The following is a 17,466-nucleotide window of genomic DNA, read 5'->3' as shown; positions in this document are numbered from 1 at the left end:
TGATTGCCGACTCAATGGGCGAACAACGAGTTGCCCTTCTGCCCCGCGAGCTTCTCGGGCTTGATCAGGAACCGCGCCAGTGCCGGCAACAGCCACAGGGCACCGAACATGTTCCACAGCAGCATGAAGGTCAGCATCAGGCCCATGTCGGCCTGGAACTTGATCGCCGAGAAGATCCAGGTGCACACGCCGATCGCCAGGCACAGGCCGGTGAACAGCACGGCTTTGCCGGTGGACTTGAGCGTCTGGTAGTACGCCTCTTGCAGCGGCAGACCGGCACGCAGGAAGCTTTCCAGGCGGCTGTAGATGTAGATGCCGTAGTCCACGCCAATCCCCACGCCCAGGGCCACCACCGGCAGGGTCGCGACCTTGACACCGATGCCCATGAACGCCATCAGCGCGTTGCCCAACACCGAGGTCAGCACCAGCGGCAACACGATGCACAGGGTCGCCGCCCAGGAGCGGAAGGTGATCATGCACATGGTTGCCACGCACAGGTACACCAAAATCAGGATGGTCAGCTCCGACTCCTTGATCACCTCGTTGGTGGCCGCCTCGATCCCGGCGTTGCCGGCGGCGAGGATGAATTCCAGGCCGTCCTGGTTGTTTTCCTTGGCGAAGTCCTGCACCGCGTGCACGGCGCGGTCGAGGGTTTCCGCCTTGTGGTCGTTGAGGAACACCAGCACCGGCGCCAGCGAGCAATTGTTGTTGTACAGGCCATCGGCGCGGGCGATGGAGTTGTTCAGTACATCCGGGTTGCGCGACAGGGTTTCCCATTTCAGGTTGCCCTCGTTCATGCCCTTGATCATCTGCTTGGACACCGTCACCAGCGAGATCGCCGACTGCACGCCCTCGGTGTTCTGCATCTTCCACATCAACTGGTCGATCGGCGCCATCGCTTCGTAGCGCGAGCAGCCTTCGGCCTTGGTCTTGACCATCACCACCAACACGTCGGAACTGGTGGAGTAGTTGCTGATGATGAAATTGTTGTCTTTGTTGTAGCGCGAGTCGGGGCGCAGTTCCGGCGCGCCCTGGTCCAGGTCGCCGATCTTGAGATTCTGGCTGTACCAAAGGCCGCCGCCAAAGGCGACCAACGCCAAGGCGATGGAGATCGGTGCGACTTTCGGGTTGGCAAAGTTCGACAGCAGGCGCCAGAACGAATGTTCGCGGTTCGCGTCTTTCTTGCTCTTGGCGATGGCGCGCTTGCTGATGCCCACATAGGAAATCGCCACCGGCAGCAGGATCAGGTTGGTGAACACGATCACCGCCACGCCAATGGACGCACCGATCGCCAGCTCGCGGATCACGCCAATGTCGATGATCAGCAGGGTGATGAAACCCACGGCGTCGGCCAGGATCGCGATCATCCCCGGCAGGAACAGTTGCCGGAAGGTGCGCCGCGCGGCGGTCAGGGCGTTGTCCGCCTCGCTGGATTGCAGGGCGATACCGTTGATTTTCTGCACGCCGTGGGAGATACCGATGGCGAAGATCAGGAACGGCACCAGCATCGAATACGGATCGAGGCCGAACCCGAAGAAGTGCATCAGCCCAAGCTGCCAGATCACCGCCACCAGCGTGGTGCTCAACACCGCGACGGTGCTGCGCAGGCAGTTGGTGAACCACAGCAACAGGATCAAGGTGATGATGAAGGCAACGCCGAAGAACATCACCACCATCACCAGGCCGTCGATCAGGTCACCGACCTTCTTGGCAAAGCCGACGATGTGGATCTTGACGTTGGGGTTCTGGGCTTCGAACTTGTCGCGGATCTTGTCTTCCAGTTCGTGGGAGAACTTGCGGTAGTCCAGGGCCAGTAACTTGCCCTGGTCCTGCGGGTCCGGGTAGGACTCCAGCAGCGGAATATCGACGATGCTCGACTTGAAGTCGTTGGCCACCAGGCGCCCGACCTGGCCAGACTTGAGCACGTTGTTGCGCAGTTGGTCAAGGCTTGCCGGCGAGCCGTTGTAGCTCTGCGGGATCACTTCACCGCCGGCAAAGCCTTCTTCGGTCACTTCGGTCCAGCGCACGCTGGGGCTCCACAGCGACTTGAGGCCCGAGCGGTCAACGCCGGAGATGTAGAACACCTCATCGTTGATCTGACGCAGGGTCTCCATGTACTCCTGGGTGAATATGTCACCGTCCTTGGCCTCCACCGAGATGCGCACGGTGTTGCCCAGGTTGGCCAGGTCGTTGCGATGCTCCATCATCTTCTCGATGAAGGGGTGCTTGAGAGGGATCATCTTTTCGAAGCTGGTGGACGGGCGAATCAAGGTCGCCTGCCAGAACAGGAAGATGCTCACCAGCAGGCAGATCACGATCACTGCCGGGCGATTGTTGAAGATCAGGCGCTCAAGAAAGGTCGCTTTATCGTTGTGATGACTGCTCATTCTTTCCCCGCCCTTATTATTGTTTTACGAGTTCGGCGCCGTTGGGCGCGGCGACGCGAACGCCACCCTGCCCCGCCAGAATCAAGTTGCCGTTGCCTGCCGCCGTGACGGACGACAGCGAAATACGGTCCGGACGGTTGAACACGCTGAAGGTCAGTCCATCATCATGGCTGACCACCACGCTGCCGCCATTACCCACGACGACGATGGCACCGTCATCCAGCAAGGTCGCGCCCGACAGGCCGAACTCCAGCGCTCCCCGCGCCGCGTTCAATTCGACGGGTTCCCAGGTGCTGCCGAAATCCGTGGAACGGTACAGGTTGCCGCGCAAGCCATAAGCCAGCAGGGTCTGCGGTTGCGCTGTGCTGATCACGCCAAACAGCGAGCCCTCGTAGGGGCCTTCGAGTTTTTCCCAGGTCTGGCCGTCGTCGCTGGAACGAAACATGCTGCCCTGCTCGCCGACGATAAACAGACCGGCGTCCTTGATGTGGGCGATGGCGTTGAGGTGGTACTGGTCTTCGTTGTCGAGGCGGTCGCTGACGTCATTCCAGCTCTTCCCGCCGTCGGTGGTTTCGATCAGCGCACCGTAGGCGCCCACGGCCAGGCCGTGGCTGGCATCGTTGAACCACACATCCAACAAAGGCGCTTCGCGCTTGAGGTCCTGGTATTGCTGGGTCCAAGTAGCACCGCCATCGGAACTGGCAAGGATTTGCGCATCATGGCCAACCGCCCAGCCCTGCTTGTCATCGACGAAAAACACCGCCGTGAGCAATTGCCGGGTGGGGACTTTGGCTTGGGTCCAGGTGTTGCCCTGGTCATCGGAATAGAGGATATGCCCGCGATCACCGACCGCCACCAGGCGCTTGCCCGCGTGGACCACGTCGATCATCAGGCCTTTGGCGGCCTTGGGGGATTCAATCGCAAAAGTGGTATCGCTGGCGGCCTGGACGGAGGTGGACAACGCGGCTGACGCTACCCCCAGTCCAAACAGCGAGAGCGCTGCGGCCAGCATCGCAACCCTGCGTGCGGCGCGTGGGCGGCAAACAACCCAACCCATGACAGGCTCACTCATAGACCTTTCTCCCATTTATTATTGTTATCGCCTGCCTTCCGGGGCCTTGAAACCTGCAATCTAGAGCGCCTGGAGGAAGCAGGGGCCATCCTATCGGGCTTTCGAATCGTCTGACAATCGGCGCTACGTTATCTTTTGTTAACTGAGGGCCTTTCGTCAGCGCCTGAATATAGCTGCATTCGCGGGGGTGATCGTCGGCGCCCTAATGAATTTTTATTCCATCTATTGAAATTAGAGAATTTATATTCCATTAATAGGCCTTCTGAAAATAATAATGCAAAGGACCACGACGATGCGTGCACTCGGAATCGGCTTGATCGGCACAGGCTTCATGGGCCGCGCCCACGCCCTGGCTTTCAATAATGCTCGCGCGGTGTTCGACCTGCCGGTACACCTCCAGTTGGCCGCCCTGGCCGATGCCGACGCCGAACGCGCCCAGCGTTGCGCCACAGCCTGGGGATTTGCCCAGGCCCATTGCGACTGGCAAGCGCTGATCAACGACCCCAGTGTCGACGTCGTGGCCATCACCACGCCCAATCACCTGCACTACCCCATGGCGATGGCGGCCATTGCCGCTGGCAAGGCGGTGTACTGCGAAAAACCTCTTGCCGTGAGCCTGGAACAGGCCGACACCATGCGCCGCGCCGCCAGTGCCGCCGGGGTGGTGACGCGGGTGGGCTACAACTACCAGCACAACCCGATGATCACGCTGGCGCGGCAGATAATCGCCAACGGTGACCTCGGCGAAATCATCAGCTTCCAGGGTGAATTCAGCGAAGACTTCATGGCCGACCCCACCTCGCCATGGTCCTGGCGTTGCGAAGTCGAACATGCCGGCGGCGCCCTGGCGGACCTGGGCAGTCATTTATTGTCGATGGCGCGTTATCTGGTCGGTGATGTGCAGAGCGTGTGCGCCGATACCCAAACCGTCCACGGCCAGCGCCCTGCCGTCAAAGAGAGCGCCGAGCGCAAAACCATCGCCGTGGATGACCAGGTGCACGCCCTGCTGCGTTTCGCCAACGGCGCACGCGGGACGGTAAGCAGCAGCTGGCTCAAGCACGGTTACAAAAACCACCTGAGTTTCGAGATCAGCGGAACGAAAGGCACCTTGGCGTTCGATCAGGAGCGTTTGAATGAATTACAGGTGTGTCGCGCGGGCCAGGATGGGTTCCAGCGTTTACTCGCAGGCCCGGCCCTGCCGGGTTATGCAGCGTTCAGCCCGGCGGCGGGGCACCAATTGGGGTACAACGAGCTGAAGACGCTGGAGGTGCAGGAGTTGATCATGGCCGTGGCGGGTCAAGGTGCGGATGGCACTGATTTTGAAGCGGCGTGGGAAGTTGAGCGGCTGGCGACGGCGATTCGCGTGGCGGCCAGGGAAGAACGCTGGGTAACCGTAAACGCTCTCTAAACCACACCGCCGAAACCTGTGGGAGCTGGCTTGCCTGCGATGGCGGTGTGACTGATACACCGCTATCGCAGGCAAGCCAGCTCCCACAGTGGGTTCACCTAAACGTTCAAACTAGCGCAAGGCCCTGCGCAGCACTTTGCCGACCGTGGTCTTGGGCAACTCGGTGGTGCGAAACTCCACATACCGGGGCACCTTGTACCCTGTCAGATACTCGCGGCAATGCGCCAGGATCTGCTCCTGGGTCAGGTTCGGGTCCTTGCGCACCACGATGATCTTCACTTTCTCCCCGGTCACGCCATCTTCCACCCCAATCGCCGCCACTTCCCCTACCCCAGGGTGCAGCGCCACCACGTCTTCGATTTCATTGGGGTACACGTTGAAACCCGAGACCAGGATCATGTCCTTCTTGCGGTCCACCAGGCGAATGTAACCACGCTCGTCCATCACGCCGATATCACCGGTCGACAACCACCCTTCTGCATCCAGGACTTCGGCGGTGGCCTCCGGGCGCTTCCAGTAGCCCTGCATCACCTGCGGCCCACGCACCTGCAGTTCGCCCTGCTCGCCAATGTCGGCCAGCTCGCCGTCTTCGCGCACAAAACGTACCCAGGTCGACGGCAACGGCACACCGATGCTGCCGGTGAATTCCATCTCGCGCATGCGCGCAATGTTGATCGGGCTGATGCTCACCACCGGCGAACATTCGGTCAGGCCGTAGCCCTCGATGATCGGCAGCCCGGTGACTTCCTTCCAGCGCTTGGCCACCGCCGTGTGCGTGGCCATCCCGCCCGCGATCACCATGCGCAGGTCGGAAAAGTCCCGTGCGCAGAACTCTTTGTTTTCCAGCAAGCCGTTGAACAAGGTGTTGACCCCGGCAATCCCGTTGAAGCGTTCCTTGCGCAGGATCATCTGCACGCGCTTCACGTCCCGTGGGTTGGCGATCAGGATGTTGCGCCCGCCCAGGCACATGAACATCAGGCAATTCACCGTCAGCGAAAAGATGTGATACAGCGGCAGCAAGGTGACGTTGGTTTCCTGCTTGTCTTGGTCCAGTTGGTCGCCAACCCAGGCCTTGGCTTGCAACAGGTTGGCGATGATATTGCGGTGGCTGAGCATCACGCCCTTGGCGTCGCCGGTGGTACCGCCGGTGTATTGCAAAAAGGCCAGGTCGTCGAGGTGCATCTCCACAGGGAAATGGTTAAGCCCACGGCCCTGTTTCAACGCCTGGTTGAAGCGTATCGAACCGCGCAAATTGAACGCGGGCACCTGTTTTTGCACGCGACGCAGGATGAAGTTCATCGCCGCGCCCTTGAAGGTACCCAACAGGTCACCGATGGCGGCGATCACCACGCGCTTGACGCTGCTGCCAGTGATGACTTTCTCCAGGGTCTGTGCGAAGTTCTCGAAGATCACCACGGTTTCTGCGCCGCTGTCCTTGAGCAAATGCTTGAGTTCATGGGAGGTGTACAGCGGGTTGACGTTGACCACCACCGCGCCGGCCAGGATCGTGCCCAGCAGGCAGATCGGGTACTGCAAGCAATTGGGCATCATCAGCGCCACGCGATCGCCCTTCTTGACGCCCTGCCCCTGCAGCCAGGCGGCGAAGGCATAGCCTTGCACCTGCCAGTCGGCGTAGGTCATTTCGGTGCCGATGCTGACGTAGGCCACCCGCTCGCGAAACTTCTCCAGGTGCTCCAGGAACACCTCGCGCAGCGACGGGTAGTCCTCGATGCCGGCCTCGATATCCGCCGGGACGCCAGGCAGGTAAGCGTTCAACCAGATCCGTTCGGTATGTTCCAGGCTTACAGCGTTCATGGCAGTCTCCTTGTTGTTGTTTTTGATAGAGCTACTTCTCGACGATAGCAGTAATGCCCAGCCCGCCCGCCGCGCAGATGGAAATCAGGCCGCGCCCGCCGCCGTTCTCATGGATGATCTTGGCCAACGCCGCCAATTGCCGGCCACCAGTGGCGGCGAAGGGATGGCCGCAACCGAGTGAGCCACCGTTGACGTTCATCTTGGCGCGGTCGATGGCGCCCAGCGGTGCATCCAAGCCTAGGCGCTCGCGGCAATAATCGGCGTCTTCCCACGCCTTGAGCGTGCACAGCACCTGGGCGGCGAAGGCTTCGTGGATCTCGAAGAAATCGAAGTCATCGAAGCTCAACCCTTCGCGCTTGAGCATGCGCGGCACCGCATAGGCCGGAGCCATCAGCAGGCCCTCGGTGCCATCGACGAAATTCACCGCCGCCGTTTCGCCGGTACGCAGATAGGCCAGCACCGGCCAGCCGTGCGCGGCCGCCCATTCCTCGCTGGCCAGCAGCACCACCGAGGCGCCATCGGTCAGCGGTGTTGAATTGCCCGCAGTGAGCGTGCCGTTTTGCCGGTCGTAGGCTGGGGACAGGCCGGCGAGTTTCTCCAGGCTCGCGTCGGCGCGCAGGTTATTGTCCCGAGCCAGGCCGCGATGGGGGCTGATCAGGTCATCGAAGAAACCGCGCTTGTAGGCCGCGTCCAGGCGCTGATGGCTGGTGAGGGTCAGTTCATCCTGGGCCAGGCGCTTGATCTGCCAGCGCTTGGCCATTTCTTCGCAGTGTTCGCCCATGGATAAACCGGTGCGCGGCTCGCCATTGCGCGGCAGCAATGGCTTGAAAAACATTGATGGCCGCACCCTGAGCAGCGCCTGCAACTTGGCGCCCATGCCCTTGGCGCGGTTGGCCGCGAGCAACGTGTGGCGCAGGGATTCGTTGATGCCGATCGGTGCGTCGGAGGTGGTGTCGGAACCGCCGGCGATGCCCACGTCGATCTGGCCCAGGGCAATCTTGTTCGCTACCAGCAAGGCCGCTTCCAGGCCGGTGCCGCAGGCTTGCTGCACATCGTAGGCAGGCGTGTCCGGCGATAAGGTGGTGGACAGCAATGACTCGCGCGCCAGGTTGAAGTCCCGCGAATGCTTGATCACCGCCCCAGCGGCGAATTCGCCCAGGCGTTGGCCGTGCAGGTTGTAGCGGTCGACCAGGCCCTGCAGGGCGGCGACCAGCAGGTCCTGGTTGCTGTCGTGGGCGTACACCGTGTTGGAGCGAGCAAACGGGATGCGGTTGCCGCCGATAATCGCGACGCGACGAACCGGGGCCGGGTTGAAGCTGTAGTCACTCATTCCACGCTCTCTTTCCAGATGAATAGTCCGCGCATGTGGGGTTTGTCACCGGCGAAATTGCGCACTTCGAATTCGCGGCGCGGGCCGGTCACCGGGTGACTCCAAAGAGCAACCTGGCCAGGCAGGAAGATCGGCAACTTGAAGTCACAATGCGCCTCGGCCTGGTCCAGCCCGCCGGGCGGTTGCTGCGCGGCGAGTGCGCGCCCCAGGGTCCACATGCCGTGGGCGATGGCGCGGCGAAAACCGAAGAGCTTGGCGCCAATCACCGAGGTGTGAATCGGGTTGAAATCCCCTGACACCTTGGCAAAGCGCCGGCCCAGGTCAGCCGGCAACACCCAGCGCTGGGTACGCAGCAAACCGTCTTCCTGCAGCGGCAATACGTCGTCCCACGGTTCACCCACCGGGTCCTTGACGTCCCGGCGCAGGTACAGGCTGTCGCTTTCCCACACCAGTGTGTCGGCGCCGTACGCACGGGTGGCGATGCTCAGCGCCTGGCCCTTGGGATGGGCAACCCAGCGCTCGCCATACACTTCCAGCCGCAACGCCTGGCCTGGGTGCAAGCGCTGGTGCTGACGAATGCGATTGGCCAGGTGCACCATGCCGCTGGCCGGATACGGGAAGCTCGGCCGCGTCAGCAGCATCAGGTGCAATGGGAACGCCAGCACGTGGGGGTAGGACAACGGCACGCCCTGCTCGCGGCGAAAACCACAGGCGCGGCCATAGGCTTCAATATCAGCGGCAGACAACTGCGCCGCCGAGCGCACCAGGCGTTCCTTGGGCAGTACGGGCGCACCGTCGAGCTTGGGTTTGCGCAAGGCGCGTACGCCATCGAGCAGCAAGCGCGTGCGTGATGGCGGCGGGTCAATGATCTGCGTCACGTAGTCCATGGACTCAGGCTCCCAGCAGGCTTTGGCCGCACACGCGGATGACCTGGCCGTTGACCCCGCCCGACGCCGGGTGTGCCAGCCAGGCAATGGTCTCGGCCACATCGATAGGTTGCCCGCCCTGGGACATCGAGTTCATGCGCCGCCCGGCTTCGCGGATCATCAGCGGGATTTTCGCGGTCATCTGCGTCTCGATAAACCCGGGTGCCACTGCATTCACCGTGACGTGCTGCGCCGCCGCTCGCGGTGCCAGGCCCTGCACCAGGCCGATCACGCCAGCCTTGGAGGTGGCGTAATTGCTCTGCCCAAGGTTGCCGGCGATGCCGGAAATCGACGACACGCAGACGATGCGCCCGCCGGGGTTCAGGCCCTGGCTGTCCAGCAGTGCATGGCTGAGTTGCAACGGCGCCTCTAAGTTCACGGCCAGCACACTGCGCCAGGCGTCCTCGGTCATCTTGGCGATGGTCTTGTCACGGGTGATGCCGGCGTTGTGCACCACCACATCGAAGGCGCCGTATTGGCTGACGTGGGCTTGCAACAGTGAGGCTGCATCGGTTGCGGTGATGTCCAGCGGCAGCGCCGAGCCGCCGACACTTTCCGCTGCCTGTTGCAGCGACGCCTGGGCCTGGGGCACGTCCACGCACACCACATGGGCGCCGTCCCGTGCCAACACCTGGGCAATCGCCAGGCCGATACCACGGGAAGCGCCGGTGACCAACGCGCGACGGCCGGCGAAGGGTTTGTCCCAATTGACGCTGACCTGGCCGTCCACCGGTGCCTCCAGGCGGATCACCTGCCCCGAGACATAGGCCGAGCGGCGCGACAGGAAGAACCGCAGGCTGCTGTCCAGCGCGGCTTCGGCGCCGGGGGCCACGTAGACCAACTGCACGGTGATCGCGCGCCGCAACTCCTTGGCCAGCGAACGCACCAAGCCTTCAAGGGCGCGCTGGGCGATGGCCTGGGGCAAGTCCTGGCAGTGTTCCGGCGCGGTGCCGAGCACCATCACGCGGCCATGGTGGCCAATGCGCTTGGCATTGGCGTGGAAGAACACATACAGCTCATCCAATTGGTGCGGGTCGGTCACGGCACTCGCATCAAACACCGCGCCCTGCACCTTGACCGTGGACGGCGCCTTAAGCGTGGCCGGCGTGGCGATGACGGTGTCGGTGGCCGCGAACACCCGCTGCACCTCGACGGCCAGGCGCCCTGCCCCGGCGACGATCACCGGGTTGACCAGCCCTTGCTGGCCGCTGCGATGGCGTTGCAGCGGCAAGGGCTGCGGCAAGCCGACGGCCTGGGCCAGGCGCCGACCCCAGGGGGAATTGACAAACGAAAGGTAGCTGTCACTCATAGAGACATTCACTCACAACACATTCTGACCGTGAAAACCCGATCCCCTGTGGGCGCTGGCTTGCCTGCGATACAGGCAACTCGGTGTGTCAGTCGTACCGAGGTGATGCCTTCGCAGGCAAACCAGCTCCCACCTTGACCGTGATTTTCCTAATTGACCGAGACGTTTTCGCTTTGGTTGTTGCGACGTTTCGTCGTCGGTTCCAACGCCTGCTTGCGCTGCTGCAAGGCTTCCAGCAAGCCGAAGTCCTGGGGGAAGTCGTCCACCTGGATGCCGTGGTCGGCGTATTCCACATAGCGCCCCAGCAAGGTGTCTTCTTCGTCGCTGATCAAGTCCAGTGCCCGCGCCTTGACGCGCCAGGCGGTAAAGGCCGTGGCCGAGATCGGCATCGGCGCGATCAGGCCCTGCTTGACCGCCGGCTTGAGTCGGGCCTCGATCAACTCGACTTGCGGCAGCAGGCGGAAGCCCAGTTCGCCGTAGGCCAACTTGTCGATTTCCGGACGGGGTATGTAGGAATTGGCCAATAGTCGGTCGCGGGTCTCGCCCGGTGTCTGCACCACATCAGCAACTTCGGCCAGCAGGCGGTCCGACGGTTTGCGCAGCGGGATACCGAACGGGAACGTCAACGCCTTCAGCACGCTTGCGGCCACTTTCGACGGGTAGTTATCGAGCACTTCGGCCAACGCTTCATGGGCACGCAACAACGCGTCCTGGGCCGACCAGTGCACCAGCGGCAGGTCTGCCTGGGGCCGACCGTCATCCTCAAAGCGCTTGAGCACGCAGGACAGGATGTACAGCTGCGACAGAATATCGCCCAGGCGCCCGGTGATACTTTCCTTGCGCTTGAGGGCACCGCCCAGCACGCCCATGGAGATGTCCGACGTCAGCGCGAGCACCACCGACAGGCGATTGGCCTGGCGGTAGTAGGACGCCAGTGCCGGGTCGGTCTTGGCCGGGGCAGAAATCAACCGCCCGCCTGTCAGGGCATGCACCGCTGCTCGGACGGTATTGGCCAGCACGAAACTCACGTGGCCGAACATCGCGCTGTCAAACGCTTCCAGCGCCTGGCGCCGGTCCGGGTTGCGCGCGGCTTCCATCTCACGGAACACATAGGGATGGCAGCGGATCAGGCCCTGGCCAAAGATGATCAGGCAGCGCGTCATGATGTTCGCGCCTTCTACCGTAATCGCGATGGGGCTTTGCTGATAGGCACGGGCCAGGAAGTTGTTGGGGCCCATGCAGATGCCCTTGCCGGCGACGATGTCCATGCCGTCATTGACGATGATCCGCGCACGCTCGGTGACGTGGTACTTGGCGATCGCCGAGATCACCGACGGTTTCTCTCCCGCATCCAGGGACGCCACCGAGACCTTGCGCACCGCATCGCAGGCATACAGGTGCCCGGCCATGCGTGCCAGCGGCGCTTGCACGCCTTCGAACTTGCCAATGGGCAGGCCAAACTGCTTGCGCATCGCCGCGTAGGCGGTGGTGCCGCGCACCGCGACTTTGCCCAGGCCGACGTTGGCCGACGGCAGGGAAATCGCCCGGCCGGCTGCCAGGCACTCCATCAACATGCGCCAGCCGTTACCGACTTGCTCGCGGCCACCGATCACCCATTCCAGTGGGATGAAGACATCCTTGCCGGTGGTAGGACCATTCTGGAACACGGCATTGAGTGGCCAATGGCGGCGACCGCTGTTTACCCCCGGATGGGACGTCGGGATCAACGCACAGGTGATCCCCAGCGAGCCGGGCTGGCCAAGCAAGCCATCCGGGTCTTCGGCGCGAAACGCCAGGCCGAGCACCGTGGCAATCGGGCCCAGGGTGATGTAGCGCTTGTCCCAGGTCACGCGGAAGCCCAGGACTTCCTCGCCTTCATGGGTACCTTTGCAGACGATGCCCAAGTCGGGAATCGCCCCGGCATCGGACCCCGCATACGGGCTGGTCAGGGCAAAGCACGGGATGTCTTCACCCCGCGCCAAGCGCGGCAGGTAGTAATTGCGCTGGGCATCGGTGCCGTAATGCAACAGCAGCTCGGCCGGGCCGAGGGAGTTGGGCACCATCACCGAAATGGCGGCCGCCGAGCAACGCGTCGACAGCTTCATCACCACCTGCGAGTGCGCGTAGTGGGAGAAGCCTTTGCCGCCGTATTGCTTGGGAATGATCATGCCGAGGAACCCAGCATCCTTGGTGTACTGCCAGCCTTCGGGCGACATGTCCTGCCAGACTTGGGTGGTTTCCCAGTCGTTGGCGATATCGCACAGGGTTTCGACTTCGTTATCGAGGAAGGCTTGCTCTTCAGCGCTCAGGCTGGCCGGTGCGGCTTGCAGCAGGCGCTGCCAGTTGGGCTTGCCGCTGAACAGCTCGGCGTCCCACCACACGGTGCCGGACTCGATGGCCGCACGTTCGGTGTCGGACATAGCCGGCATGATTGTACGAAACAGGCCCAGGGCCTTGCTGGTGAGCAAGGCGCGGCGCAGGGGTTTGATCGTCATCATCGCTGCGGGCAACACCACCAGGAGCGCCGCAACGCTCATGCCGAAACCGGCCACCACGTTGAACAGGTAACCCGCCGCCAGCCAGATCAGGCCTGCCCCCAACCAGTGGATGGCAGCGGCTTGTCGATACGCCAGGGCAATCGCAGCTGCGAAACCCACCAATAACCAGATAATCATGGGGATACCTCAATTCGATTCAGGGCATGACCATTACGCTGGCCGCTCGATGTGAGCTGCGGCGTAAAGCCACACTACAAACTCGGAACGCTAAATTCAAATTTTGTTTTGAAATTTTTATTTAATGCTTGGGCGAAAAAAGAGTGGCTGAACACGTCAGCCGGGTCTGTCACTACGCTGGAAACTACCCATGAAATGAGGATGAATGCCTGGACGAAGGCACCAAGATGCGCTTGATGCCTCCCTGCCATCACTCTCCACAACGCATCAGAACGCGTAAGTGGCCGATACGCTGACCACATCACCCGACGACTCCGCCTTGCCATCGAGGCTTGCACCGCCCAGGCGATCAACGTTTTGAGTCTTGAGCTTGACCTCTTGCACGAACTGATGGGAATAGGCCAGGTCGACACTCAGCCCCTTGATTGCTTTCACGTCATAGCCAGCCCCCAACGACAGGAATGTACGGTCGCCATCCGGGATCCGCGGGTCGCGGGTCGAATTGCGTGTCGGCGTCTGATCAAGCGCGACACCCGCTCGCAGGGTCAGCTCGTCGGTCAAGCGATAGTCACCACCGAGGGAGTACATCCAGGTGTCCTTATAGTTATACGGGATAGACACAATCGTGTTGCCACCGGACTTGAGCGTCAGGTCTTTGAATGAGGACCACTGCGTCCAGGTCACGCTGGCCCCCAAGGTGAAACGATCGTTGAACTGGTGTACCCAGTCCAGACCCGCTGTGGCAGGAATATCCAGTTGGACACTGGCGTGCGCGCCGTCCGGCATGAGCTCCAACCCTGGATAAGCGGTGTTCACCAATGTACCGCTGCCGCCAAACGGGCTCGGCTGTGTCATCAGGTTGTAGGAAAACTGATCGGCGTACATGTTGTATTTGCCGGTCATCTTGTTCTTGATCTTAGCGTGGTAATTCAAGCCAAGCGTATCGCGCTCGGTAGGTTTCCAAACGACGCCGGTAAACCAGCCAGCCGAGATATTGTCAACTTTGACACGCATCAGCGCACTGCCGACATCCGACGGGAAATTGATCCCTCCCAGCACCGAATCGGACACTGCCGCGGCAGATAACAAGTCGACGTTCTGACTGACGAATCCCTTACTGTGCTGCACGATCACACCACCACCGATGGAGAATTGATCATTCACTTTGAACGACAGGGACCCGGTCAAACCTACGGTTTCAATTTTGGTATCCACGGCAAAGTCGCGCAGTTTCGAGTCCTGGTCCCAAGTGGAACGCATACCCTGGGGCACCACCTGGCTCAAGCCGAATGCGAAGCGATCCCCCAGGGGCATGACCATGAAACCGGTCGGCAACCAGGCAGTAAACCCGCCTTGGCCGCCATCGTTGTTATTGACCGTGGTCGCCGCAACATCGGGAAAACCATTGGCATCCAATGGCGTATTGGAAATGGGGTTGCCCGCATAATCAGAGGCATCGCCCTTGTACTTGATCTTGATGCGCGCGTAGTCGACGGTAAATTGCGCAACGTTGTGCTCCACAAACGCCATGGCCGCCGGGTTGTTGTATGCCGAGCTGGGGTCATTCTTGAACAGCGAACCACCGCCAAATGCCCGCCCCCAACCTGGCGCGCCGTAGGTCGGTGTCGAAAAACCACCGGCCTGCACCGGGGCGGTCGCCATTGCCCCGCCAATCAACGCCAGCCCCAACAAAACCTGCACATGTTGTTTCTTATTATTCATGCGGCACTCCTTATTGTTATCTCTCTGAGCCAGCCCTGCCGGTTCGTCTTTCGGCTTGCAATTCATGAACTGGCGCCCAGTCAAGGCGCCAGTTTTTCAACGGGTGATCAACCCTTCGTTCTTACGCGCGCCTCAAGGCACGATCGTCAACGCAGGGCTTGGGGTGACGCTCAGGCTCACCACGGTGCAACTGCCACTCAGGGTCTGGTTGGCAGCGGTCAGCACACCACCGCTGTAGCCCACGGTAATCGTCGAAGGGCCGCAATTGGAGGCTGGGTACAGAATCGAGCTGGCGATGGTATAGCCGACGTTTGTCACCGAACCGGCGGCAGGGCCGGTGGCAGTCAGGGTCCAAGGCAGACCGGTGATCTTGGGCAGCGCGCACAGGCCGCCACCGGTGACCGCGACGCCGGTGATCTTGGCAACGCCTGTCGCATCGACATTCCCGGTAAACGTGGCACCACAGTTAACGGTGGCCTGGAAGGACGAAGGCGACTTCACCGAGATGGTGCCTGGCGCAGTGAAGCTTGTGCTTACAGGACTGATGCTGTAGGCGTTCGCCATCGAAGCAGCACCCATGCAAACAGCCAAAGCAGACAACGATACGAGGGTTTTCAAGCTTTTCATTGTTTTTCCTCACATGTTATGGCGAAGTCATTTCGCCAGGGGTAATGGCCATGAACGAGAGGTCACGGTGAAACTGCAGAACTTCCCTTTCCAGCCAAATTTCAATTCAATTACCGAAACAACATTTAACCGTTATTCCACAACTTTGAAGTTTGGCGGCATCTTGATCGACACCGTCTTGATCTTGCAGTCTTCGCCAATCGGCACATTGGCGGCTTCCAACTTGCCGGTGGCGTTATCCCAGGTACCGTCGGCGGTCGAGGGGCCGCACTTGCCGCCGAGGCCGAATGCATGCACATCGACGCTGATCTTCGACATGGAGCCGCTCTTGGTGTCTTTGGCCACTAAGATCCATGGCAAGTTGGTGGCTTCGACCCGGCTGCACTTGAGGCCACCGTCGAATTCAACTTTGTCGACGTTCACTGATGAACCATCGGCTGCGACCTTGCCGGCCACCTTGATGGTGCAATCGGCGCTGATCAGCGCACCTTTGGAGAAACTGATGGGACCCTGGGCCGTAAAGGCGCTACCGGCCGGCTCGATACGCGCGGCCTGGGCCTGGTGATAGGCGATCAGGCCCAGTGCGGCCAACACGATGTGGGTGGTGAACTTGGCAGGTGCTTGCATGGTGTACGTCCTTCCCTTTAATTATTTTTGTTCGGGTCAAACACTTTTCTTGCAACTGTTCTGGAAAACCTTGGGCGATCGAGGCCTGCGCGGCACGCAGGCCCCGGGTACGCAAACAATGTGTTACTTGAACTTAAAACGGTTTGGCGCTGTTGCTGTACTTCTCCAAGTACTTCAACCGTTGTGAAGGTTGAAGGTTGGTCAAAGTGATATCCCCGGCGTAATGATTCAGTACACGATGATCCATGCGGCGGCGCCACAAGTACGGCACATATGCCCAGACAATCATGCTCGCGTAGCCATAGGGCAGTTGCGGCGATTCATCAAAGTGGCGCAACGACTGGTAACTACGGGTCGGGTTGGCATGGTGATCAGAGTGCCGTTGAAGTTGGAACAGGAAGATATTGGTGACAATACGGTTGCTGTTCCAAGAATGGCGTGGCGAGCAACGCTCATACCGACCATTGGGCAACTTCTGGCGTTTAAGCCCGTAGTGCTCGACGTAGTTGACCACTTCCAGCAGCGAGAAGCCGTAGATGCCCTGGATGATCAGGAACGGAATCACCGCCGCCCCCAGCCAATAAATCATCGCGCCCCACAACACCACGCTGTACATCCAGGCGCTGAGTACGCCGTTCTGCCAGTGCCATGCCGGCAGGCCGAGCTTGCGCAGGCATTCACGTTCCAGGTTCCACGCCGAGCGGGCACTGAACCAGACCGAGCGTGGCAGGAAAGCCCAGAAGCTTTCCCCGAGGCGCGAGCTGGCCGGGTCTTCCGGCGTGGCGACGCGCACGTGATGCCCACGGTTGTGTTCGGTGTAGAAGTGCCCATAGAAAGTCGGTGCCAGGGTGACCTTGGCCAGGAATACTTCCAGCGCGTTGGGCTTGTGCCCCAGCTCATGGGCCGTGTTGATCGCAATGCCGGTGGCGGCGCCGGTCGACATGGCCATGCCCAGGTAGGTAAACCAGCTCGGCTCGCCGTGCAGTTGGGTGCGGGCGGTGATGTAACTGGCGGCGTGGGACAACGCACTGGACGGTTCCAGGTTCGCGGCAGCCTGCAACAGGCCGCCCTGGATGATCCAGTCGATACCGCCAGCGGCGAGCCAGCCGGTGATCACCACTGACGAGATCACGAACACTACGCCGGTGTACACGATCCAGCGGTAGTAGCTCTGGGATTCAAGGTGGGTGACGGCGGACTCAGGAGGGTTGCTCACGTCTTCACCGAGCAAGCCATCGATCAGCGGAATCAGGCCGAAGATCACCAATACACCAACCCACCAGAGTTGCTGGATACCGGTGGTGATAGCCAGGGCACCGGAGAGCAGAGGCGTGGCCAGGGGCATGATGCCCAGCCACCACAGGTGACGCTTGCCGTCGGTCCATACGCTTGGGGCTGCCAGTGTCTGATTCATGGCAACCTCCGTGGGATGGCAGTGGAAAACAGGTTCAGGGAGCGCTGAATGCTCCAGGAATTCAACCATGCGATAAAAGACGTTTTTTTCATTTTTATTCGCTCTTAGGCATTTCAAAAATCATTTCAAAATAAACATTGAAATATTTTTTTAA

General features: G+C 61.0%; 12 protein-coding genes. 1 reads left to right on the top strand and 11 read right to left on the bottom strand.

The annotated features are described in order from the left end of the window. Window positions 1-11: 11 nt before the first annotated feature. Together CWC48_RS24240 and CWC48_RS24235 are read right to left on the bottom strand one after the other, a co-directional pair. Window positions 12-2,387, bottom strand: coding sequence for an RND family transporter (locus CWC48_RS24240; protein WP_099491601.1), 2,376 nt, complete (start codon window positions 2,385-2,387; stop codon window positions 12-14). A gap of 16 nt (window positions 2,388-2,403) precedes the next feature. Further along, window positions 2,404-3,444 carry a YCF48-related protein gene (locus tag CWC48_RS24235; RefSeq protein WP_100490502.1) on the bottom strand — a complete coding sequence of 347 codons (1,041 nt, stop codon included), beginning with the start codon at window positions 3,442-3,444 and terminating at the stop codon, window positions 2,404-2,406. Between the two features lie 307 nt (window positions 3,445-3,751). Between CWC48_RS24235 and CWC48_RS24230 the strand changes: the two genes are divergently transcribed. Continuing rightward, window positions 3,752-4,867 (top strand): Gfo/Idh/MocA family protein, encoded by a 1,116-nt coding sequence (locus tag CWC48_RS24230; protein ID WP_100490501.1) that lies wholly within the window; start codon window positions 3,752-3,754, stop codon window positions 4,865-4,867. Between the two features lie 111 nt (window positions 4,868-4,978). On the opposite strand, the gene CWC48_RS24225 is transcribed toward CWC48_RS24230, so the two are convergent. The 9 genes from CWC48_RS24225 to CWC48_RS24185 all read right to left on the bottom strand — a co-directional run bounded on the left by CWC48_RS24225 (window position 4,979) and on the right by CWC48_RS24185 (window position 17,312). Next, window positions 4,979-6,682: an AMP-binding protein gene (locus tag CWC48_RS24225; protein WP_100490500.1), complete on the bottom strand. Its 1,704-nt coding sequence runs from the start codon at window positions 6,680-6,682 to the stop codon at window positions 4,979-4,981. Between the two features lie 31 nt (window positions 6,683-6,713). Further along, window positions 6,714-8,012, bottom strand: a complete 1,299-nt coding sequence (locus CWC48_RS24220) for an acetyl-CoA C-acetyltransferase (RefSeq protein ID WP_100490499.1) — start codon at window positions 8,010-8,012, stop codon at window positions 6,714-6,716. Beyond that, entirely contained in the window at window positions 8,009-8,899 is an 891-nt protein-coding gene (locus CWC48_RS24215; protein WP_078048767.1) for a MaoC/PaaZ C-terminal domain-containing protein, read from the bottom strand. The genes CWC48_RS24220 and CWC48_RS24215 overlap by 4 nt, the downstream gene beginning before the upstream one ends. Window positions 8,900-8,903: 4 nt before the next feature. Further along, window positions 8,904-10,247, bottom strand: coding sequence for a 3-oxoacyl-ACP reductase (locus CWC48_RS24210; RefSeq protein WP_100490498.1), 1,344 nt, complete (start codon window positions 10,245-10,247; stop codon window positions 8,904-8,906). 149 nt (window positions 10,248-10,396) lie between these two features. Continuing rightward, window positions 10,397-12,922 (bottom strand): acyl-CoA dehydrogenase, encoded by a 2,526-nt coding sequence (locus CWC48_RS24205; RefSeq protein WP_100490497.1) that lies wholly within the window; start codon window positions 12,920-12,922, stop codon window positions 10,397-10,399. Between the two features lie 267 nt (window positions 12,923-13,189). Next, the gene (locus CWC48_RS24200; RefSeq protein WP_078048770.1) at window positions 13,190-14,644 is read right to left on the bottom strand and encodes an outer membrane protein transport protein; all 1,455 of its coding nucleotides are present in this window, start codon (window positions 14,642-14,644) and stop codon (window positions 13,190-13,192) included. A gap of 132 nt (window positions 14,645-14,776) precedes the next feature. After that, window positions 14,777-15,271, bottom strand: a complete 495-nt coding sequence (gene praB, locus CWC48_RS24195; protein ID WP_078048771.1) for an alkane oxidation protein activator PraB — start codon at window positions 15,269-15,271, stop codon at window positions 14,777-14,779. A 132-nt stretch (window positions 15,272-15,403) separates the two neighbouring features. Continuing rightward, the gene (praA, locus tag CWC48_RS24190) at window positions 15,404-15,898 is read right to left on the bottom strand and encodes an alkane oxidation protein activator PraA (RefSeq protein WP_028616492.1); all 495 of its coding nucleotides are present in this window, start codon (window positions 15,896-15,898) and stop codon (window positions 15,404-15,406) included. 133 nt (window positions 15,899-16,031) lie between these two features. Further along, window positions 16,032-17,312: an alkane 1-monooxygenase gene (locus CWC48_RS24185; RefSeq protein ID WP_100490496.1), complete on the bottom strand. Its 1,281-nt coding sequence runs from the start codon at window positions 17,310-17,312 to the stop codon at window positions 16,032-16,034. Between the last annotated feature and the right edge of the window lie 154 nt (window positions 17,313-17,466).

The organism is Pseudomonas sp. S10E 269 (assembly GCF_002798465.1).
Lineage (GTDB): Bacteria > Pseudomonadota > Gammaproteobacteria > Pseudomonadales > Pseudomonadaceae > Aquipseudomonas > Aquipseudomonas pergaminensis.
The sequence above is the reverse complement of the archived record's forward strand: the minus strand, read 5'-3'. Positions and strand labels throughout refer to the sequence as shown.